This is a genomic window from Pseudomonas urmiensis (genome assembly GCF_014268815.2).
In the GTDB taxonomy this organism is placed as follows: domain Bacteria; phylum Pseudomonadota; class Gammaproteobacteria; order Pseudomonadales; family Pseudomonadaceae; genus Aquipseudomonas; species Aquipseudomonas urmiensis.
The window spans coordinates 4,217,743-4,239,407 of sequence record NZ_JABWRE020000001.1 but is presented as its reverse complement, the minus strand read 5'-3'; the positions used below and the strand labels follow the sequence as shown (position 1 = coordinate 4,239,407).

The window sequence follows — 21,665 nt, the reverse complement described above, 5'->3', positions numbered from 1 at the left end:
TGCGACCTGTGAGGGTGTCCACTGACGCGGGACTGGCGGCTCCTTACTACCAGGAGCAAGGGCATCTCATGATCTGGCCTCCTTAACACCGTTACCGGTGGGCGGGTGGAGGCTGCATTGGTTGACGAGACCAGTGCCGCGAGATCCTGAGCCATGTGCAAGCAGCAATGCGATGACCGGGGCATGCCTGACTGTCAGTCAGGTGCAGTCCATTCCCTGATCTGCGGCACCATCATCTACAGCGCTGTTGCTGGTGACATCGGCATTTGTCACGCCGATTGTCACGAGGGGAATTGCCGCAAAGCCATGTGCGATGAGGGTTGCAGCAGTGTTAGGAGCGCCCGTCTCTTTTCTGGAAAAAGAGACGGGCGAGCGGTTGGCGCAAAACGTTGGCCGAGCAGGTTCGTTGCTGCAGGGCTAAAGGGTTAGCGGGCAGCCGCACTTGGCGGGTTGTTTAGAGGGCGTCCATCATTCTGGCGAATGACCGTGCGAGCCTCCGGGCGCGAATCGCACTTTGGGTTGAACCACCGGGTTAGCGGCATGACCTTGAAGGCTCTGGTCATCTGGGGTGCTGCCTAAGGCAGCGCTTTGAATCTTCGTTTTATCGGTCGCCGCGGCACGGGTCAATTGGTGACGGGCACATGGAAATGCGCCAGATTCCACCTCTGGCGTGCTTTGGAAGTCGGTGGGTGTCAGTGGCAGAGTGGCCGTTTGTCGCTTTTCTAGTGTTAGCCCGTGAACATGGGGATGCGAAGCCTCCCCATGTTCACGGGCTTAGCCGGAGAAGCCAAAATCGAGGCGAGTTGGCGACTGTCGCCATCCGCTCAGACGACAAGGATGTAGATGGCGCGCGGTCTGTCGCCAGTGTCGCCGTTGTCGCCGCGCCCTATCGGATGGGTACTACGTTCCGATCCCTAGCCACATTCATCGCGCTGGCCGAGAGATTGCCCGTCGACGCCTTCAGAATGTACTCGCTCCACCAAGCCATCATCGGCCGCCGTCGCTCGATGTAGTCGGCTCGGTTGTAGGCACTGCGCACCTCATCCTTGTCGACGTGCGCCAGCGCCACTTCGATGAGCTCCGGGTCCCACCCATGTTCATTCAATATGGTGCTGGCCATCGAGCGCATGCCGTGGCTGACCAAGCGGTCCTGGAAGCCCATGCGTTTCAACGCCATGTTGGCGGTCTGGCTATTGGCATGAGTACGAGGGTTTCGGTCTGCCGGGAAGACGTATTCTCGATGACCACTGTGGGACTTCAGTATCTCCAGCAATGACATGGCTTGATCGCTCAACGGGATGCTGTGCGGTCGGCGCTTCTTCATCCGCTCCGGTGGGATGGTCCAGACACGCCTTTCAAAATCGATGTCTGCCCAACGAGTAGTTGCCGCCTCGGCGGGGCGAGTCATGGTGTGCAACTGCCATTCGATCAGACAACGGGTCGTGCGCTTGATACTGGCGTTCGCTATTTCCAGCATGAGTTCAGGAAGCTCCTCGGGTGGAAGCGCCGCCATGTTTTCTTTCTTCGGTTTCTTGAACACCGCCCGAATCCCGCTGAGCGGGTTCGCGAAGATCATTCCCGAATTGACCCCGTAGGTCATGATCTCGTTGAGGCGCTGGCTAAGCCGCTTCACCGTTTCCAAGCTGCCTTTGGCTTCGATAGGGCGAAGGATCTTGATCACCATCGGTGCACTGACTTCCGAGATTGGAGTCGATTTCATGCTCGGAAAAACGTGCAGCGTGAGTGAGCGCCAGATGTCCTCAGCATAGGCCGGCGTGACCGAGTCCTTTTTCAGCTCGAACCAGGCGCTAGCGACTTTCTCGAACGTATGTTCCGTCTCGGCTAGCTTGGCCTGCGCGAGCTCATTGCGCTGAGCTTTGGGATCAATCCCCTGCGCAAGTACTTCCCTAGCCTCAACCGCTTTCCGCCGAGCTTGCGCCAGAGAGACCTCAGGGTAGGAGCCGAGCGCCATGTTGATTCGATTTTTGGTGACCGGATGCCTGTAGTTGAAATTCCACTGCATCGAGCGGTTGACCCGGACTCGGAGCTGGAGGCCGTCGCCATCCGTGAGGACATAGTCCTTGTCTTTGGGCTTGACTGCCTTGAGCTGGCGGTCGGAGAGGCGAGCTGTTTGAGCGCACATGGGAGAAGCTCCATGACACCTTTTGGTATTCCCAAGATTAGCCCCAGGTAGGCTGGAATACCACCGGGAATACCGGGATGGCTGGAACTCAAAAAACCATTGTGGTCCTCAAAAGAGCAGTAAACCCTTGATTTCACTGACTTCCAGGCACAAAAAAAGACGTCCGTGGACGTCTTTGATTGATCATTTGGTGGAGCCGGGGGGATTTGAACCCCCGTCCGCCAGTACTCCGCTGTCGGTACTACATGCTTAGCCGTCTCTACTGAGTTAATCCGCAGCCGCCCGAGTGGCAGGGTGCTTTGGACGAGTTGGGTAAGTTTTAGTCGCTTTGCCCCCAACGTGCTACACGACGATCCTGTTCTGTATGACAATCACTTCGGGTTTACAGGCATCCCCTAGTGATTGCTGGAGCCGAAGCTACCAGGAGAGCGGGCTCAGCTGCTTACGCAGCGAGAGCGTAACCCTCGTAGTTTTCGTCATTGGCAACTATAGAAAGTTGCAACAGTGGATTTACGAGTTCTGTTACCAACTCGGCATGCACCTAGAGTTTCGTGACCGGCGTCGAATCCTAATCGGCCCCACACTCAGCTCTAGCTGAACGTGCTTTTCAGCACGCAAGGCGGAGTATACGCCTTTGCGCGGGCGACGTCGACAACTGGTCCTGTCGTCGCCCGTGCCGGGCCTCACGCGCCGCCGCTACCGCCGCTGGTGCCGCTGCCTTTGTCGGTTTTCTCCAGGCGTTCGAGCACTTTGCTGGTAATGGCGATGCATTCTTTGGTGTCGCCGGAGGCCTGGGCGGCCTTGGCTTTGTCGACGTGCTCGGTGAGGGCTTTGTCGAGGCCTTCGGAGGTGGCGCCGGCGGTGGCCATGCTGTCGTCGATTTTCTGCAGGTTCAGGGCGCACAGGTCGTCGGCGGCGAACACGGGGGAAGCCAGCAGGGTGGCCGCCGCGAACAGGGCTGAGAGAGCAGTACCTTTCATGGGTGTCTCCTTCTGCAAGGCCTCTGGAAGGTGGGCCTGAAGGGTGGACTGTGGCGTTTGGGCGTGGGTTCAATCCAAGTGCTGGCTGGCGGATAGGGCGCGCTGTCAGGGCTGGGCGTTGGGGTAGAGTTTGCCCAGTTCGATGTCATCGGCCACGGCCTTGGCGAAGGCGCTGAGGTAGCGGGCTGCGCCGAGGGCCATTTGATCGCCGTTGAGCTCGGCTTCGAGGGTGAGGTGGCGGATCAGGCCGAGCATGGTCGAGAGTTCTTCGAAGGCGCGTTCGGCGGGGACGCCGGGCAGGATGCGGTAGAGGTCGAGGAAGGTTTCGCTACCGGCGGTTTTCCAGTTTCTGAGGTCGTGGGTCATCTGATCAGTCCTTGATAGCTGCGGGGGTGGGGGTGTTCGGGGTGGAGGTGGCCCGGGTGCAGGTGTCAGAGGGGGTGAGCAGTTTGAAGTGGGGTGGGTCGGGGACGAGTTTTTTCATGGTGCAGTTCCTATATTTCCAACGGGAGCTACCTCCAGAATCCCTCTCACAGGATAAGGGTGGCGGCCATGCGTGGGGTGAGAGACCGGCAAATATAGGAAACCCGGCCAGGCCGAAGCCTGCCCACGCACGACTGCCATAGCAGTACTGCTGTTGGAACCTATAGCCGGGCTCTCACACCCGTTCGCCAAATATGACGACCCGAGGAAATTAGCCCTGATGCTCATGCTCAACAACAGCGAAACGGCTGTAGCGGTCGTAGGGTAATTCCCAAGCGTGGTTGAGCTGAAGTATTTGGTTGCAGGTTCGGAAATGTCTTACGGCTGGAGGCCGTAGGCGAGGGCTTTGCCCTCGATCGCAGGCAAGCCAGCTCCCACGGGGTTCGCGGCGGCTATGGATGAAGTGTTCATTCAGATCCACGGGGTTCGCGGCGGCTGTGGATGAAGTGTTCATTCAGATCCCCGCAAAGAGCCCGGGGCGATCATGGATGATGTGATCATTCAGGTCGCCCCACAAACACCGCGCTCGATCAGATACTCCGCGCCCGGGTCACGCGGTCTACCAAATAGACCAGCCCGTGATAGTCGATCCCACTGTGGCTCGACAGGCCAATCTCGCAGGTGCGGCTGGTCGAGATGCCTTCGCTGCAATACTGCACCGCATCCTTGAGGCTGCGCAGCGAGTGGGCGTTGAGCTCGGGGGTGGTGAAGCCTTTGTCGCCGGCGAAGCCGCAGCAGTGAATGCCTTCGGGGATCACCACCTGTTTGCTGCAGCGCCGCGCCAGGTCGATCAGCGCCTGGCTTTCGCCCAGGTGCTGGGTGCTGCAGGTGACATGCACGGCCACCGGCTCCTCCTGGGGGGTGAACTCCAGGCGCTCGAGCAGGTGGGTGCGGATGAAGCGCACCGGGTCGTACAGGTCCAGGCGGGTTTCGCCCAGGTCTTGCACCAGGCGCAAGGTGCAGGGACTGGTGTCGCAGTAGATCGGGTCAAGCCCGCCGCGGCTGGCATGCAGCAGGGCGTTGATCAGCTCCTGGCGCTTGTGCTCGGCCTGCTCGGCGTAGCCTTTGGAGGCGAACGGCTGGCCGCAGCACAGGCTGTCGGCGTTGTCGGGGAACACCACCTGGTAACCGGCTTTCTCCAGCAGGGCGCGGGTCTTGTCGAGCAGCGAGCTTTGCTCGCGGTCGGCGTAGGCCGGGCCCATGACCCGCGATACGCAGGCGGCCAGGTACACCACCCGTGGCCGGGCGTCGTTGCTTGCCGGGCCGAAGTCGATGGCGCGCAGTGGCTGCGGCATCGCTGGGGTCCACTGCGGCAGGCGGCCGTTGCTGGCTTTGCTCAACGAGGCGCTGATCCGCCCCAGACGTGGCGCGCCGAGCAGCTTGCGTGCGCCGTTGGCGGCGGCCAGGGTGAAGCGGGCGCCGCGCAGGGCGGTGTGGAAGTGTTCGGCCAGCCAGTCGGCGGTCTTCTCGTGCTCGGCGGCCTGGCCGCGCAGTTTCTTCACCAGCTCGCCGGTGTTGATGCCGACCGGGCAGCGCTGGGCGCACAGGCCAGTGGCGGCGCAGGTGTCGATGCCTTGGTATTGATAGCTGCGCAGCAGCTCGCGCACGTCTTCGCCGGCGCGCTTCTTGGCCTGGATGTCGCGCCACATGACGATGCGTTGGCGCGGGCTGAGGGTCAGGCCTTTGGACGGGCAGACCGGTTCGCAGAAGCCACACTCAATGCACTTGTCGACGATCTCGTCGGCCGCCGGCAGGGGCTTGAGGTGCTTGAGGTGGATGGCTGGGTCTTCGCTCAGGACCACGTCCGGGTTGAGGATGCCGTTGGGGTCGAGCAGGCGTTTGAGCTGCCACATCAGTTGGTAGGCGTCATGCCCCCATTCCAGCTCGACGAAGGGCGCCATGTTGCGTCCGGTGCCGTGCTCGGCCTTGAGCGAGCCGCCAAATTCGACTGCCACCAGTTGCGCGACGTCGTCCATGAACGCTTGGTAGCGTGCCACTTCCTGTGCGCTGTTGAAGCCTTGGGTGAAGACGAAGTGCAGGTTGCCTTCCAGCGCGTGGCCGAAAATGATCGCCTCGTCGTAGTGGTGCTTGTCGAACAGTTGGATCAGCCGGTTGACGCCTTCGGCCAGTTGCTCGACCGGGAAGGTCACGTCTTCGATGATCACCGTGGTGCCGGTCTGGCGTACTGCGCCGACGGCGGGGAAGGTGTCTTTGCGGATCTTCCACAGTAGGTTGTACACGGCCGGGTCTTCGCTGAAGTCGACTTTCTGCTCCAGCGGGAAGTCGGCGATCGAGGCCATGATCAGTTCGAGTTGCTCGTGCAGCAGGCTCTGGCTGGCGGCGCGCGACTCGATCAGCAGGGCGCAGGCGTTGTCCGACAGCGCCTTGACCCACACCGGCATGCCGGGCTTGTCCTGCACCGAGCGCAGGCTGCGGCGGTCGAGCAATTCGACGGCGGACACCGGTTGGCGCTTGAGCACCGTCACCGCCTTGCAGCAGCTTTCCACGGTCGGGAAGACGATCAGCGCCGAGGCCTTGTGCGGGTGGTCGAGCACGGTGTCGTAGGTCACCGCGCTGATAAAGCCCAGGGTGCCTTCGGAACCGACCAGCAAGTGCTGCAGGATATCCAGCGGTTGGTCGTAGTCCACCAGTGCGTTGAGCGACAGACCTGTGGTGTTCTTCAGGCGGTATTTGTGGCGGATCTTGGCCGCCAGTTCGCTGTTGGCGCGGGTCTCGCGGCCGAGCCGGGCGAGTTCGCCGAGCAGCTCGGCGTGGCTCTGTTCGAAGGCGGCGACGCTGGCCGGATCTTCACTGTCCAGGCGGGTGCCGTCGGCCAGTACCAGGCGCAGGCCGGCGAGGGTGTGATAGGTGTTTTGCGCAGTGCCGCAGCACATGCCGCTGGCGTTGTTGGCGACGATGCCGCCGATCTTGCAGGCGTTGATCGAGGCCGGGTCGGGGCCGATCTTGCGCCCGAACGGGGCCAGCCAGGCGTTGGCCTGGGCGCCGATCACGCCGGGTTGCAGGCGGATTTGCTCGCCCTGGCGACGGATCTCCTTACCGTTCCAGTTATCCCCCAGCACGATCAACACCGAGTCGCTGATGGCCTGGCCAGACAGGCTGGTGCCGGCGGCGCGGAAGGTCACTGGCACGCGCTCACGCTGGGCCAGGTGCAGCAGGCCGAGCACTTCGTCCTCGGACTCGACGCGCACTACCAGCTTGGGGATCAGCCTATAGAAGCTGGCATCGGTGCCAAAGGCCAGGGTCGAGGTCGGGTCGTCAAAACGGCGGTCTGCGGGGATCAGGCGCTCGGCATCTCTGAGGAACGCGGCAGGCAAGCTCATGCAATCTCCTCGCGGGGCCGTCGCGTCTGTTGCGCGAGGTGCCCCGGTGATTATCAGGCGGTATTGGGTGCAGGCGTTCAGGCGCCCAGTTCGCGCACCAGCGAATCGCGAGTGATCTCGCTGATCGACTTGGCGCCGGTGAGCACCATGGCGACGCGCATTTCTTTTTCGAACAGCTCGAGCAGGTTCTTCACCCCGGCTTCGCCGTGGGTGGCCAGGGCCCAGAGGAAGGCGCGGCCGATCAGCACGCTGTCGGCGCCGAGGGCGATCATGCGCACGACGTCGAGGCCGCTGCGGATGCCGGAGTCGGCGAGGATCTTGATCTCGCCTTTGACCGCATCGGCAATCGCCGGCAGGGCGCGGGCGCTCGACAGCACGCCGTCGAGCTGGCGGCCACCGTGGTTGGACACGACGATGCCGTCGGCGCCGAACTTGACGGCGTCACGGGCGTCATCCGGATCGAGAATGCCCTTGATGATCATCGGGCCGTCCCAGAACTCGCGGATCCACTCCAGGTCTTTCCAGGAGATCGACGGGTCGAAGTTGTTGCCCAGCCAGCCGATGTAGTCGGCCAGGCCCGTGGGGTTGCCCCGATAAGTGGAGATGTTGCCCAGATCGTGCGGGCGGCCCATCACGCCGACATCCCAGGCCCACTCGGGGTGGGTCATGGCTTGCAGCACGCGGCGCAGCGGGCCGTTCTTGCCGCTCATGCCGGAGTGGGCATCGCGATAGCGCGCGCCGGGTACGGGCATGTCGACGGTGAACACCAGCGTCTTGACCCCAGCGGCCTTGGCCCGCTCCAGGGCGTTGCGCATGAAGCCGCGGTCCTTGAGCACGTACAGCTGGAACCACATAGGCCGGTTGATGGCCGGGGCGACTTCTTCGATCGGGCACACCGACACCGTCGACATGGTGAATGGAATGTCGTGGGCGGCTGCCGCACGCGCCGCCTGCACTTCGCCGCGGCGGGCGTACATGCCGGTCAGGCCGACCGGAGCCAGGGCGACCGGCATGCTCAAGGTCTCGCCGAACAGTTGCGTCTGAAGGCTCAGCTCGGACATGTTCTTCAGCACGCGCTGACGCAGGGCGATGCTGGCCAGGTCTTCGACGTTATGGCGCAGGGTGTACTCGGCGTAGGCGCCACCGTCGGCGTAGTGGAACAGGAACGGCGGCAGCTTGCGCTGGGCCGCGGCGCGATAGTCGGTGGAGGCAGAAATGATCATGGAATCTCGCTGCAAAGGTTGAAAGGGGCGGCTGCCGGATGCGCCGTGACGCATCCGGCCCCTGTCACTTTAGTGGTGAACCAGCATGCCGGTGAGCCAGTACGCCTGGACCAGGGTGATCAGGCCGACGATGGTGGCGAAGAACAGGCTGTGCTTGACGGTGAAGCGGAACAGGTCCGATTCCTTGCCGACCAGGCCAGTCGCGGCGCAGGCCACGGCGATCGATTGCGGCGAGATCATCTTGCCGGTCACGCCGCCGCTGGTGTTGGCCGCTACCAGCAGGGTGTCGCTGACCCCGATCTGGTGCGCAGTGGTGGCCTGCAGCGAGCCGAACAGGGCGTTGGACGAGGTGTCCGAGCCGGTCAGGAATACGCCCAGCCAGCCCAGGAACGGCGAGAAGAACGGGAACGCAGCGCCGGTGCCAGCCAGGACCAGGGCCATGGTCGAAGACATGCCCGAGTAGTTGGTGACGAAGGCGAAGGCCAGCACCATGCCGATCGACAAGATGGGCCAGCGCAGCTCCCAGAAGGTCTCTTTAAAAGTGGTCAGACCAGTTTTGAAGTTGATCTTCAGCACTGCCATGGAAATCAGTGCGGAGAGGAAGATCGCCGTGCCGGTGGCGGAGATCGGGTCGAGCTTGAACACCGCTGGCATTGCAGTCGGTGCAGCGACGATCGGAGCGGTCTTGATCACCAGCTGGTCGAGGTGCGGGATGGCGAAGTTGAACACGAAGTTGTACATCGCGCCGCCCGGGGCGAAGGCGGCCTTGAATGGCTTCAGGGTCCAGATGGTCACCAGCACGGTGAGGATCAGGAACGGCGACCAGGCCTTGAAGATTTCACCCAGGCTGTACGGCGAAGGCTGGCTGCCGCTGGACTGCACCACGGCGGCGCCGACGCTGCCCTTGGCTTCGGCGAACGAGCGCTTGGGCTGCCACACTTTCAGGAACAGGGTCAGCGATACCAGGCTGGCCAGGGCCGAGGTGATGTCCGGCAGCTCTGGGCCGATGAAGTTCGAGGTGAAGTACTGGGTCACGGCGAAGCTCAGGCCGGCGACCAGGGCGGCAGGCCAGGTTTCTTTGACGCCGCGCAGGCCGTCCATCATGAACACCAGCCAGAACGGCACGAACAGCGACAGCAGCGGCAGCTGGCGGCCGGTCATGGCGCCGATGTGGAAGGCGTCGATGCCAGTCACTTGGCCGGCGACGATGATCGGGATGCCGAGCGCGCCGAACGCCACGGGCGCGGTGTTGGCGATCAGGCACAGGCCGGCGGCGTACAGTGGGTTGAAGCCCAGGCCCACCAGCAGCGCGGCCGTGATGGCCACCGGGGCGCCGAAGCCGGCTGCGCCTTCGAGGAAGGCACCGAAGCAGAAGCCGATCAGCAGCACTTGCAGGCGTTGGTCGTCGGTAATCGACAGCACCGAGCTGCGGATCACTTCGAACTGGCCGCTCTTGACCGTCAGTTTGTACAGGAACACCGCGGCAACGATGATCCAGGCAATTGGCCAGAGGCCGTAGAGGAAGCCGTAACCGGCGGCAGCCAGGGCCATGTCCACCGGCATGTTGAAGGCGAAGATCGCTACCAGGATCGACAGCCCGAGCGTGATGCTACCGGCCACGTGGCCTTTGAGGCGGAACACGGCGAGGGCGAGGAAGAAGAACACGATGGGGATGACCGCCGCCAGTGCGGACAGGCCAAGGCTTCCCAGAGGGGTATAGAGTTGTTGCCAGGTTTGCATATGGGGTGGCCCCTAATTGTTGTTGGTCAGCACTGGCATTGGATAATTGGTAAGACCAATTTACAATGTCTGGACGCTAGGTTAAAAGCGTGGCTGCGGCTGTGTCAATTTGTCTCGCGGCAAACTTTGGTCGGATGCCGATGAACGGGCCGTTGTCGGTGGGCGAAAATCGCCAACTGATGCGTGTCGGTTGCGCCTGGATAGGCCAGAATAGGCGCCCCCGAAATCGGTACGGGGGTTTGTGGAGAGCATGTGATGGTTTTTGATCAGGTCCGCCAACGGCGCCTGTCCGACGACATTGTCGAGCGGCTGGAAGGGATGATTCTCGAAGGGACGTTGACCTCGGGTCAGCGTTTGCCGGCTGAGCGCGTTCTGGCTGAACAGTTCGGCGTGTCGCGCCCATCGCTGCGTGAGGCGATCCAGAAGTTGGTGGCCAAGGGCTTGTTGGTCAGCCGCCAGGGGGGTGGCAACTATGTTGCGGCTTCGCTCGGCGCAACCTTCAGCGACCCGTTGCTGCAGTTGCTTGAGCACAGCCCTGAGGCGCAGCGCGATTTGCTTGAGTTTCGCCACACGCTGGAGGCGTCATGCGCCTACTACGCGGCGCAGCGGGCGACCGAGCCTGATCGTGAGCGGCTCAAGGCGGCCTTCGATGCGTTGCAAGATTGCTATTCGCGCAAGGACGAAGTCAGCCGGGCGGAGGAGGGCGCGGCGGATGCCAGTTTCCACCTGGCGATTGCCGAGGCCAGTCACAACGCCGTGTTGCTGCATACCATCCGGGGGTTGTTCGACCTGCTCAAGCGCAACGTGGTGACCAACATTGGTGGCATGTATCAGCAGCGTTCAGAGACGCGCGACATGCTCATCAGCCAGCATCGCGAGTTGTACCAGGCGATTGTCGAGGGGCGGGCGGAAGAGGCGCGGGAGGTGTCGAGCCGGCACATTTTGTATGTGCAGGAAGTGCTCGAAGAGGCGCAGCAAGAGGCCCAGCGCGTGGCGCGGGCAGAGCGGCGCAGCGGGCGCTGAGAAGCTGCGCCCCCACAAGCAGCGCATGACCCTGTAGGAGCGGGCTTGCCTGCGATGGCGGCGGTACATTCACCATCGCTATCGCGGGGCAAGCCCGCTCCCACAGCGGGTGAGCAGGAATTAGTCTTCCTTGCCCTTGTTGCGCACCGCACGCTGGATCTCGCGGTTGGAATCGCGCTCGCGCTGGGTATCGCGCTTGTCGAATTCCTTCTTGCCCTTACCTAGCGCGATCTCGCACTTGATCAGGTGCTTGCTCCAGTACAGCGCCAAGGCCACGCAGGTGTAGCCCTTCTGCGCCACAGCCGCTTCCAGGCGCTCAAGCTCGCGCTTGTTCAGCAGCAGTTTGCGCGTACGGATCGGGTCGGCGATCACGTGGGTGCTGGCGGCGGTCAGCGGGGTGATGTGGCTGCCGAACAGCCAGGCTTCGCCATCCTTGAGCAGCACGTAGCTGTCGGTCAGGTGCGCCTTGCCGGCCCGCAGGCTCTTTACTTCCCAACCGGACAGGACCAGCCCGGCCTCGAACTTGTGTTCGATGAAGTAATCGTGTCGCGCTTTCTTGTTTTGCGCGATGGTCCCGGTCGGATGTTTCTTTTGCTTAGCCATAGGGGCCGCATTATAGGCAGTCGTCGCGTCGTCGGCTATGGGATTTCGGTGTGCTTGAGCCTGCGGATCGAATCCCGGACAATGCAGGCGCTGTGCAATGCGCAGAACCTGTTTTCGGTGCGCTGAGAAGCGCCGCCGCCCAGCCTTGGAAGTGACGCCTGGATGACAACCCATATTCAACGTTCCGCCCTGCTGCCGTACCCTGCCCAGGCGCTCTACGATCTGGTCAACGATGTGGCCAGCTACCCGCAGTTTCTGCCTTGGTGCTCGGCCTCGACAGTGATCGAGAGCAGCGAAACCCACATGCGGGCGCGGCTGGAAGTGGCCAAGGGCGGCATGAGCCAGCAGTTCGTGACGCGCAATGTGCTGGTGCCGGGGCAGTCGATCGAGATGAACCTTGAAGAAGGCCCGTTCAGTCAGTTGCATGGTGTATGGGTGTTCAAGGCGCTGGGCGACAAGGCCTGCAAGATCAGCCTCGATCTGTCTTTCGACTATGCCGGGCCACTGGTGCGAGCGACCCTCGGCCCGCTGTTCAACCAGGCGGCCAATACCCTGGTCGATGCCTTCTGCCAGCGCGCCAAGCAGCTTAATAGCTGAAGCTTCGGTAAATAGCAGATACAAAAAAGCCCGGACCTAGGTCCGGGCTTTTTATTAACGCCGCCGTTATTGCGGGTTGGTGTCCAGCGGGGCTGGGGTCGGCACCGGCGTGGTTTCGATGGTGTCGATCTCGCGCTGGATCGACTCCTCGACCGAACCTGGCTTGGCCGGCTTCTCTTCTGGCTGAGTCGGCTGGCCTGGTTGGGCGTTCGGGCTGACTGTAGTGTCGCCGCTGCCACCAAGGATTTCCTGGTCGCGGCTGACGCCTGGCATGAAGTCGCCGGACAGGCTCACGAGCTGATCACCTTCGTTGAAGAAGATGCTCATACGCTCCTGCTGACGCTTACCGCCGCCAGGTTGCAGGCTGTAGAGATAATCCCAGCGATTGGTGTTGAACGTGTCCTGAATCAGCGGGTTGCCCATGATAAACCTTACTTGCCGTCGGGTCATTCCGGGGCGTAATTGGTCTATCATGTCCTGCGTGACGACATTGCCCTGCTGGATGTCGATTTTGTAAACCCCGGGAAACGAGCAACCGGCGAGTGCGAGCAGTCCCACAATGGTGAGGCTGGTTAGCAAGAGCTTGGACTTTTGCATCGGTGGGCGACTTCCACTATCTTGGCTGGACAACGTAAACCCCGATCATACCCGTATTAAGAGAAGCTGCGAAGCAGCATCGGCGAGAAAGCTGACCATGGTTGAAAATAGCGAACTGCGCAAAGCTGGTCTCAAGGTGACACTGCCTCGAGTAAAGATCCTACAGATGCTGGACTCCACCGAGCAGCGTCACATGAGTGCCGAGGATGTCTACAAGGCGCTGATGGAAGCTGGTGAGGACGTCGGTCTGGCGACCGTCTATCGCGTACTGACTCAGTTCGAAGCGGCGGGTTTGGTTGTTCGCCACAACTTCGACGGCGGTCACGCGGTGTTTGAATTGGCTGATGGCGGCCACCACGACCATATGGTCAACCTGGACACCAACGAAGTCATCGAGTTTTTCGATTCGGAAATCGAAAAGCGCCAGAAAGAGATCGTGGCCGAGCATGGCTACGAGCTGGTGGACCACAATCTGGTCCTGTATGTGCGTAAGAAGAAGTAACGATTTCGATCGTTATTAAAGCAAAGGCGACCTCAGGGTCGCCTTTGTGCTTTCTGCGCGGTTCGCAAAATTTGGTAGAGGCCCAAGCTCTGCTGGGATGCTAAGCCAGAGGCTTGCAACAGGGTGTCGTCAGGGGGGGGCGTGGCCTGGTAGGAGGTGCGTGGTAACAGGTGCGTGGGAGCGGGCTTGCCCCGCGATAGCGATGGCGACCGCACCACTGCTATCGCGGGGCAAGCCCGCTCCCACGATCCTGATCCTGATCCTGATCCTGATCCTGATCCTGATCCCACGATCCCGCTCCCACGATGCCAAGGATTACGTGCCCCTCGCCGATCAGGCCTTACCGCTGACCACCATCTTGCGCGCATGCGCCAGCGATTCCTTGGTCAGGTCAATCCCGCCCAGCATCCGCGCCACTTCCTCGACCCGTTCACGCTTGCCCAGGTTGGCCACTGCGGTATGGGTGGTCTCGCTATTGCGCACCTTGTGCACGAACAGGTGATGATGCCCCTGCGCCGCCACCTGCGGCAGGTGGGTCACTGTCAGCACCTGGCCGCGTTCGCCGAGCCGCCGCAGCAGTTGGCCAACGATCTCGGCGGTAGGCCCGCCAATGCCCACGTCCACTTCGTCGAACACCAAGGTCGGAATTCGCGAGGTCTGGGCGGTGATCACCTGAATCGCCAGGCTGATCCGCGACAGCTCACCACCCGAGGCCACTTTGGCCAGGCCCTTCAGTGGCTGCCCAGGGTTGGCGCTGACCAGCAATTCGATCTGCTCCAGGCCGTGCGGTGACGGCTCGGGGCTGTCAAACGGCGTGAGCTCGATACAGAAGCGCCCGCCAGGCATGCCCAGGCGCTGGACTTCCTGCTCTACCGCCGTGGCCAACTGTTTGGCGGCCTGCTGGCGCAGTGCGCTCAATTCGACAGCTTTGTCTTGATAGTGCTGGGCGTAGGCTGCCAGTTCTTCGCCCAGGCGTTCGATGGACTCGTCGCTGGCATTGAGCCCTTCGAGCTCCTCCATCAGGCGCAGCTGTAGGTGCGGCAGCTCGGTGGGGTGCACGCGGTGTTTGCGCGCCAGCGTATAGATAGTATCGAGCCGCTCTTCCAGCGCCTGTAGGCGCATCGGGTCGGCGTCGAAGTTATCGAGGAAGCGGTTGAGCTCGCCAACCGCTTCCTCTACCTGGATCTGTGCGCTGGCGATCAGGGTGGCGGCCTCGCCCAAGGCCTTGGGCGCGCTGGCTACTGCGGTGAGGCGGTTGAGGCTGACGGTCAGTGCGTTGAGCACATTGCCCGAATCGCTCTCGCTGCATTGATCGATGACCTGGCGGCAGATGCCGAACAGCGCCTCGGCATTGGTCAGGCTTTTATGTTCCTGCTCCAGCTGCTCCAGTTCGTTCTCGCCCAGGCCGAGGTTGTCCAGCTCCTCGAGCTGATAGCTGAGCAGTTGTTGGCGGGCGCGTTGCTCGTCGCCCGAGTTGGACAGGCGCTCGAGCTCCTGGCGGGTCTGGCGCCAGCGTTGCGCGGCCAATTGCACCTGGCGGGACAGGTCGATCGCGCCGGCATACTCATCGACCAGGCGGCGGTGGGTGTCGGTCTTGAGCAGCGATTGGTGCTCGTGCTGGCTGTGGATGTCGATCAACAACTCACCCAGCGCCTTGAGGTCGCCAAGCGGGCAGGGCGTGCCGTTGATATAGCCGCGGCTGCGCCCTTCGGCGGTGATCACCCGGCGCAGGATGCACGGGCCGTCGCTTTCCAGGTCGCGCTCGCTCAGCCATACGCTGGCTTCGGGGATGTCGACCAAATCGAAGGTGGCGAGGATGTCTGCCTTGTCCGCGCCGGGGCGCACCACGCCGCTGTCGGCCCGGTCACCCAGGGCCAGGCCCAGGGCGTCGAGCATGATCGATTTGCCAGCGCCGGTTTCGCCGGTGATCACACTCATGCCGCGAGCGAGCTCGAGGTCCAGGTGTTCGACGATGGCGTAGTTGTGGATGGACAGGTGGACCAGCATGAGGGCGCTCCCGGAGGGTCATGTCTGGATATTTATACAGTGCTTTTTGCCTGGCTGACAATGCCCGTTTGGAGATTGATTTGTCACCAAGGAAAGCGGCCTGCCCCTTGAACCTGATTTTTACGACCCCATATAGCCGACAGACAAGGCGAGTACGTCTCGCATACCAGAAATTGCGGAGGAGATAGCCAATGGCTGACGAACAGCTGGATCCACAAACCCCTAACACCGAAGAGGCAGGTTCTGAGGATCTCGGTACCCGCGTCCAGGTGCTCGAGGAGCAGCTGGCCGCCGCCAAGGACCAGTCCCTGCGCGTTGCCGCAGACCTGCAGAACGTGCGTCGCCGCGCTGAGCAGGATGTCGAGAAGGCGCACAAGTTTGCCCTGGAGAAGTTTGCCGGCGACCTGCTGCCTGTGATCGACAGCCTGGAGCGTGGCCTGGAGCTGTCCAGCGCCGACGACGAAACCATCAAGCCGATGCGCGAAGGTATCGAGCTGACCCTGAAGATGTTCCACGACACCCTTAAGCGCTACAACCTTGAAGCTGTCGACCCGCACGGCGAGCCGTTCAACGCCGAGCACCACCAGGCCATGGCCATGCAGGAAAGCCACGAGGTCGAGCCCAACAGCGTGCTCAAGGTGTTCCAGAAGGGTTATCTGCTCAACGGCCGCCTGCTGCGCCCCGCCATGGTGGTGGTCAGCAAGTCGCCTGCTGCAGCTCAACCTTCGATCGATGAAAAGGCTTGAAATCCTCTGGGGCGTCCCCATTTAGGTGTCAAGCATTCAAGTATTACCGCAGTTGGCCAATGTAGTCGCTGCTAGCTAATTCAAAGTTTCGGGAGAGTTAACATGGGTAAAATCATCGGTATCGACCTGGGGACCACCAACTCGTGCGTCTCCATCCTGGAAAACGGTAACGTCAAGGTTATCGAGAACGCCGAAGGCGCGCGTACTACCCCTTCGATCATCGCCTACGCTAACGATGGCGAGATCCTGGTGGGTCAGTCGGCCAAGCGCCAGGCGGTCACCAACCCGCACAACACCCTGTACGCGGTAAAGCGTCTGATCGGTCGCCGCTTCGACGAAGAAGTCGTGCAAAAAGACATTCAGATGGTCCCGTACAAGATCGTCAAGGCTGACAACAACGACGCCTGGGTCGAAGTCAACGGCCAGAAAATGGCGCCGCCACAGATCTCTGCCGAGATCCTGAAAAAGATGAAGAAGACCGCCGAAGACTACCTCGGCGAGCCTGTCACCGAAGCGGTCATCACCGTTCCGGCTTACTTCAACGACAGCCAGCGTCAAGCCACCAAGGATGCCGGTCGCATCGCCGGTCTTGACGTAAAACGTATCATCAACGAACCAACCGCAGCTGCACTGGCTTACGGTATGGACAAGGCCAAGGGCGATCACACCGTGATCGTTTATGACCTGGGTGGTGGTACCTTCGACGTTTCGGTCATCGAAATCGCCGAAGTCGACGGCGAGCATCAGTTTGAAGTGCTGGCCACCAACGGTGACACCTTCCTCGGTGGTGAAGACTTCGACATTCGCCTGATCGACTACCTCGTCGACGAGTTCAAGAAAGAAACCGGCATGAACCTCAAGGGTGACCCGCTGGCCATGCAGCGCCTGAAAGAAGCTGCGGAAAAGGCCAAGATCGAGCTGTCCTCGAGCCAGCAGACCGACGTCAACCTGCCGTACATCACTGCAGATGCCACCGGTCCTAAGCACCTGAACGTGAAGATCTCCCGCGCCAAGCTGGAGTCGCTGGTAGAAGACCTGGTGCAGCGCACCATCGAGCCTTGCCGTATCGCTCTGAAAGATGCCGGTATCGACGTCGGTTCGATCAACGACGTGATCCTGGTCGGCGGCCAGACCCGTATGCCGCTGGTGCAGAAAGCGGTTACCGATTTCTTCGGCAAAGAAGCACGTAAAGACGTCAACCCGGATGAAGCGGTTGCCATGGGTGCTGCCATCCAAGGCGCGGTTCTGGCTGGCGATGTCAAGGACGTACTGCTGCTGGACGTCAGCCCGCTGACCCTGGGTATCGAAACCATGGGCGGCGTGATGACTGCGCTGATCGAGAAGAACACCACCATCCCGACCAAGAAGTCGCAGGTGTTCTCCACCGCTGACGACAACCAAAGCGCTGTGACCATTCACGTGCTGCAGGGTGAGCGTAAGCAGGCTGCGCAGAACAAGTCGCTGGGTAAATTCGACCTCGCCGACATTCCACCAGCACCACGTGGCGTGCCGCAGATCGAAGTGACCTTCGACATCGACGCCAACGGTATCCTGCACGTAGGTGCCAAGGACAAAGCGACTGGCAAGACTCAGTCGATCGTGATCAAGGCCAACTCCGGTCTGTCTGATGAAGAAATTCAGCAGATGATCCGCGACGCTGAGGCGAACTCGGAAGAAGACCGCAAGTTCGAAGAGCTGGCCGCTGCCCGTAACCAGGGTGATGCGCTGGTCCACTCGACGCGCAAAATGGTCGCTGACGCCGGTGATAAGGTTACCGCTGAAGAGAAAACCGCGATCGAAGCTGCCCTTGTTGCCCTGGAAGCCGCTGTCAAAGGCGACGACAAGGCTGCGATCGAAGCCAAGGTCGAGGAGTTGTCCAAGGTTTCCGCACCGGTTGCTCAGAAGATGTACGCCGAGCAGGCAGCTGAGCAGCCTCAGGGCGGCGCCCAGCAGCAGGCTGAGCCGGAAGCCAAGCACGATGACGTGGTTGACGCCGAGTTCGAAGAAGTGAAAGACAACAACAAGCAGTAATCCCTGCAAGTTGTCGCCCAGCCACCGCCCCATGGCGGTGAGCTGGTAGGATGTCGCCGCGCGGGGGCTTGCTCCCGCGTTGGCGTATCTGTAATTCGAGAATTTTTACAGCATCTGTCAGCGGCCATTTTAGTTGGCGGCAGGCAGGAGCTGATGGCGCGGCGCGGATGCCGAACGCCCAACAAGGTGCAAATGACCTATGTCCAAGCGTGATTATTATGAGGTCCTGGGTGTCGAGCGCGGCGCCAGCGAAGCAGACCTCAAGAAGGCTTATCGCCGGCTGGCGATGAAGTACCACCCGGACCGTAATCCGGGCGACAAAGAGTCCGAAGACATGTTCAAGGAGGCCAACGAGGCCTACGAAGTGCTGTCTGATGCGAGCAAGCGCGCAGCGTTCGACCAGTATGGTCACGCCGGTGTCGACCCGAGCATGGGTGGCGGCGGTGCAGGCTTTGGCGGCGCCAACTTCTCCGACATCTTTGGCGATGTGTTCAGTGACTTCTTCGGTGGTGGTCGCGGCGGTGGACGTGGCGGCGCTCAGCGCGGCAGCGACCTGCGCTACACCCTGGAGATCAATCTGGAAGAAGCGGTGCGCGGTACCACGGTCAATATCCGGGTGCCGACACTGGTCAACTGCGAGCCATGTGACGGCAGTGGCGCGAAGAAGGGTTCGACCCCTTCGACTTGCCCAACCTGCGGCGGTATCGGCCAGGTGCGCATGCAGCAGGGCTTCTTCTCGGTGCAGCAAACCTGCCCGCGCTGCCATGGCCAGGGCAAGATCATCACCGACCCGTGCAATTCCTGCCATGGCGAAGGCCGTGTCGAGGAATACAAGACCCTGTCGGTCAAGGTGCCGGCTGGCGTCGATACCGGCGACCGTATTCGCCTGTCGGGCGAAGGCGAGGCGGGTGCTCACGGTGGCCCGACTGGCGATCTGTATGTCGTGATCAACGTGCGTGAGCACGCGATCTTCCAGCGCGACGGCAAGCACCTGTACTGCGAAGTGCCGATCAGCTACACCGACGCTGCCCTGGGTGGCGAGCTGGAAGTGCCGACCCTTGATGGTCGGGTCAAGCTGAAGATCCCGGAAGGTACCCAGACCGGCAAGCAGTTCCGTCTGCGCGGCAAGGGCGTAGCCCCTGTACGTGGTGGCGCGGCCGGCGACCTGCTGTGCCGCGTGGCGGTGGAAACCCCGGTCAACCTCAGCCGTCGTCAGCGTGAGCTGCTCGAAGAGCTGCGTGACTCGCTCGAAGGTGATAGCTCTCATTCGCCCAAGGCCAGCGGTTGGTTCGAGGGTGTGAAGCGCTTCTTCGGCGATCTTTGACAAGGAACAGGCTATGCGACGTATTGCGGTAATGGGCGCGGCGGGGCGGATGGGCAAGGTCCTGATCGAGGCGGTCCAGCAACAGGCGCCAAAAGCTGGGCTGACGGCGGCGATTCATCGCCCCGACAGCAGTCTGGTGGGTGCTGATGCCGGTGAGCTGGCGGGTCTGGGGCGAATCGGCGTGCCGATCTCCGATGACCTGGCCAAGGTGGTTGACGAGTTCGACGTGCTGATCGACTTCACTCACCCTTCGGTGACCGTGAAGAACCTGGCGTTCTGCCGCAAGCACGGCAAGGCGATGATCATCGGCACGACCGGCTTCTCGGTCGAAGAGAAGCAGTTGCTGGCCGAGGCGGGCAAAGAGATTCCGATCGTCTTCGCGGCCAACTTCAGCGTTGGCGTCAACCTCAGCCTCAAGCTACTGGATATGGCGGCGCGCGTGCTGGGTGATGACGTCGATATCGAGATCATCGAAGCTCACCACCGGCACAAGGTCGATGCACCTTCAGGGACTGCGCTGCGCATGGGTGAAGTGGTTGCCAATGCGCTGGGTCGTGACCTGCAGGAAGTGGCGGTGTATGGCCGTGAAGGCCAGACCGGTGCGCGTGATCGCAAGACCATTGGCTTCGCCACTGTGCGCGCTGGTGATGTAGTGGGTGATCACACCGTGTTGTTCGCGGCTGAAGGCGAGCGCCTGGAAATCACCCACAAGGCCTCCAGTCGCATGACCTTCGCCAAGGGTGCGGTGCGTGCCGCGCTGTGGCTGGATGGCCGCGAGCCGGGGCTGTACGACATGCAGGACGTGCTCGAGCTGCGTTGATAAGAGCGAACTGATCAGCCGTTCGTGGGAGCGGGCTTGCCCCGCGATAGTGCCAGTAGGGGCGCAGGTGTTGCCTGTACTGGCGCGATCGCGGGGCAAGCCCGCTCCCACGAGCGCCCAGGGTGAGTACCAGGTCTGTCGCAATCCTGTGTTTTAGAGACACATATGCGGTAGACCGAAAACCCTCATTCCTGTAAGCTACAGCTTTAGTGTGTCCACTAAAAGCGCGCAGAGAAATTCAGCACATGAAGCGGGGTGACGTGTCCATACGTCACTCCGCTTTTTTGCAACCTGCGATCGCCCTTTCAGGCTTGATTTACGGGAGGTCTTCTTGACTAAGCCAGCCATACTCGCCCTTGCCGATGGCAGCATTTTTCGCGGTGAAGCCATCGGAGCCGACGGGCAGACCGTTGGTGAGGTGGTGTTCAACACCGCTATGACCGGCTACCAGGAAATCCTTACAGACCCTTCCTACGCCCAGCAAATCGTTACCCTGACTTACCCGCACATCGGCAACACCGGTACGACTCCGGAAGACGCCGAATCCAACCGCGTCTGGTCTGCCGGCCTGGTCATCCGTGACCTGCCGCTGGTGGCGAGCAACTGGCGTAAGACCCAGTCGCTGTCCGAGTACCTGAAAGAACACAACGTCGTCGCCATCGCTGGCATCGACACCCGCCGCCTGACCCGCATCCTGCGTGAAAAGGGCGCACAGAACGGCTGCATCCTGGCCGGTGACAACATCAGCGAAGAAGCCGCCATCGCCGCTGCTCGCGGCTTCCCAGGCCTGAAGGGCATGGACCTGGCCAAGGTCGTTTCCACCAAAGAGCGCTACGAGTGGCGCTCCAGCGTGTGGGAGCTGAAAACCGACAGCCACCCGACCATCGAAGCTGCCGACCTGCCGTACCACGTGGTCGCGTTCGACTACGGCGTCAAGCTGAACATCCTGCGCATGCTGGTCGCCCGTGGCTGCCGCGTGACTGTGGTGCCAGCCCAGACCCCGGCCAGCGAAGTGCTGGCGCTCAACCCGGACGGCGTGTTCCTGTCCAACGGCCCTGGTGACCCCGAGCCGTGCGACTACGCCATCCAGGCAATCAAGGAAATCCTCGAAACCGAGATTCCGGTATTCGGCATCTGCCTCGGCCACCAGCTGCTGGCCCTGGCGTCCGGTGCCAAGACCGTGAAAATGGGCCACGGTCACCACGGTGCCAACCACCCGGTCCAGGACTTGGACACCGGCGTGGTCATGATCACCAGCCAGAACCACGGTTTTGCTGTTGACGAAGCCACCCTGCCGGGCAACGTTCGCGCCATTCACAAGTCGCTGTTCGATGGCACCCTGCAGGGTATCGAGCGCACCGACAAGAGCGCGTTCAGCTTCCAGGGCCACCCTGAAGCGAGCCCTGGCCCGACCGACGTCGCGCCACTGTTCGATCGTTTCACCGATGCCATGGCCAAGCGCCGCTGAGCATCCTGCTTCAAGGCCCCGGGCCGGCTCGCGCCGC

Annotated in this window: 17 protein-coding genes and 1 other RNA gene; 8 read left to right on the top strand and 10 right to left on the bottom strand. The window is 61.8% G+C overall.

The annotated features are described in order from the left end of the window. Positions 1-886: 886 nt before the first annotated feature. From HU737_RS19135 to HU737_RS19105, 7 genes are all read right to left on the bottom strand, one after another. Positions 887-2,143, bottom strand: coding sequence for an integrase domain-containing protein (locus tag HU737_RS19135; protein WP_186556519.1), 1,257 nt, complete (start codon positions 2,141-2,143; stop codon positions 887-889). Between the two features lie 188 nt (positions 2,144-2,331). Then, positions 2,332-2,723, bottom strand: a transfer-messenger RNA (tmRNA) gene (ssrA, locus tag HU737_RS19130). 103 nt (positions 2,724-2,826) lie between these two features. Beyond that, a complete protein-coding gene (locus HU737_RS19125) occupies positions 2,827-3,123 on the bottom strand; it encodes a PA2433 domain-containing protein (RefSeq protein ID WP_186556518.1) in 297 nt (98 codons plus the stop codon). Positions 3,124-3,228: 105 nt separating this feature from the next. Further along, entirely contained in the window at positions 3,229-3,489 is a 261-nt protein-coding gene (locus HU737_RS19120) for a DUF3077 domain-containing protein (protein WP_186556517.1), read from the bottom strand. A gap of 647 nt (positions 3,490-4,136) precedes the next feature. Beyond that, positions 4,137-6,947 carry an FAD-binding and (Fe-S)-binding domain-containing protein gene (locus tag HU737_RS19115; protein WP_186556516.1) on the bottom strand — a complete coding sequence of 937 codons (2,811 nt, stop codon included), beginning with the start codon at positions 6,945-6,947 and terminating at the stop codon, positions 4,137-4,139. Between the two features lie 77 nt (positions 6,948-7,024). Further along, complete coding sequence (gene lldD / locus HU737_RS19110) at positions 7,025-8,170, bottom strand: FMN-dependent L-lactate dehydrogenase LldD (RefSeq protein ID WP_186556515.1); 1,146 nt, start codon at positions 8,168-8,170, stop codon at positions 7,025-7,027. A 69-nt stretch (positions 8,171-8,239) separates the two neighbouring features. Beyond that, the gene (locus HU737_RS19105) at positions 8,240-9,910 is read right to left on the bottom strand and encodes a lactate permease LctP family transporter (protein WP_186556514.1); all 1,671 of its coding nucleotides are present in this window, start codon (positions 9,908-9,910) and stop codon (positions 8,240-8,242) included. A 255-nt stretch (positions 9,911-10,165) separates the two neighbouring features. On the opposite strand from HU737_RS19105, the gene HU737_RS19100 reads away from it, so the two are divergent. Beyond that, a complete protein-coding gene (locus HU737_RS19100) occupies positions 10,166-10,933 on the top strand; it encodes an FCD domain-containing protein (RefSeq protein ID WP_186556513.1) in 768 nt (255 codons plus the stop codon). A gap of 120 nt (positions 10,934-11,053) precedes the next feature. Here the strand turns inward: HU737_RS19100 and smpB are convergent, their stop codons facing one another. Next, positions 11,054-11,536, bottom strand: a complete 483-nt coding sequence (gene smpB, locus HU737_RS19095; RefSeq protein ID WP_186556512.1) for an SsrA-binding protein SmpB — start codon at positions 11,534-11,536, stop codon at positions 11,054-11,056. 162 nt (positions 11,537-11,698) lie between these two features. Here smpB and HU737_RS19090 point away from each other — a divergent pair, with 162 nt between their 5' ends. Further along, positions 11,699-12,133 (top strand): type II toxin-antitoxin system RatA family toxin, encoded by a 435-nt coding sequence (locus tag HU737_RS19090; protein WP_186556511.1) that lies wholly within the window; start codon positions 11,699-11,701, stop codon positions 12,131-12,133. Between the two features lie 66 nt (positions 12,134-12,199). On the opposite strand, the gene HU737_RS19085 is transcribed toward HU737_RS19090, so the two are convergent. Beyond that, positions 12,200-12,730: an outer membrane protein assembly factor BamE gene (locus HU737_RS19085; protein ID WP_186556510.1), complete on the bottom strand. Its 531-nt coding sequence runs from the start codon at positions 12,728-12,730 to the stop codon at positions 12,200-12,202. 97 nt (positions 12,731-12,827) lie between these two features. Between HU737_RS19085 and fur the strand changes: the two genes are divergently transcribed. Then, positions 12,828-13,232 carry a ferric iron uptake transcriptional regulator gene (gene fur, locus HU737_RS19080; protein ID WP_186556509.1) on the top strand — a complete coding sequence of 135 codons (405 nt, stop codon included), beginning with the start codon at positions 12,828-12,830 and terminating at the stop codon, positions 13,230-13,232. A 333-nt stretch (positions 13,233-13,565) separates the two neighbouring features. Here the strand turns inward: fur and recN are convergent, their stop codons facing one another. Beyond that, on the bottom strand, positions 13,566-15,239 hold the full coding sequence (gene recN / locus HU737_RS19075; protein ID WP_186556508.1) for a DNA repair protein RecN: 1,674 nt from the start codon (positions 15,237-15,239) through the stop codon (positions 13,566-13,568). 191 nt (positions 15,240-15,430) lie between these two features. Here recN and grpE point away from each other — a divergent pair, with 191 nt between their 5' ends. The 5 genes from grpE to carA all read left to right on the top strand — a co-directional run bounded on the left by grpE (position 15,431) and on the right by carA (position 21,628). Beyond that, positions 15,431-15,985 (top strand): nucleotide exchange factor GrpE, encoded by a 555-nt coding sequence (gene grpE, locus HU737_RS19070; RefSeq protein ID WP_186556507.1) that lies wholly within the window; start codon positions 15,431-15,433, stop codon positions 15,983-15,985. 102 nt (positions 15,986-16,087) lie between these two features. Beyond that, on the top strand, positions 16,088-18,016 hold the full coding sequence (gene dnaK, locus HU737_RS19065; RefSeq protein ID WP_186556506.1) for a molecular chaperone DnaK: 1,929 nt from the start codon (positions 16,088-16,090) through the stop codon (positions 18,014-18,016). Positions 18,017-18,215: 199 nt separating this feature from the next. Next, a complete protein-coding gene (dnaJ, locus tag HU737_RS19060; RefSeq protein ID WP_186556505.1) occupies positions 18,216-19,340 on the top strand; it encodes a molecular chaperone DnaJ in 1,125 nt (374 codons plus the stop codon). 13 nt (positions 19,341-19,353) lie between these two features. Next, positions 19,354-20,160: a 4-hydroxy-tetrahydrodipicolinate reductase gene (dapB, locus tag HU737_RS19055; RefSeq protein WP_186556504.1), complete on the top strand. Its 807-nt coding sequence runs from the start codon at positions 19,354-19,356 to the stop codon at positions 20,158-20,160. A gap of 331 nt (positions 20,161-20,491) precedes the next feature. Then, positions 20,492-21,628 carry a glutamine-hydrolyzing carbamoyl-phosphate synthase small subunit gene (gene carA / locus HU737_RS19050; protein ID WP_186556503.1) on the top strand — a complete coding sequence of 379 codons (1,137 nt, stop codon included), beginning with the start codon at positions 20,492-20,494 and terminating at the stop codon, positions 21,626-21,628. Positions 21,629-21,665 lie beyond the last annotated feature (37 nt).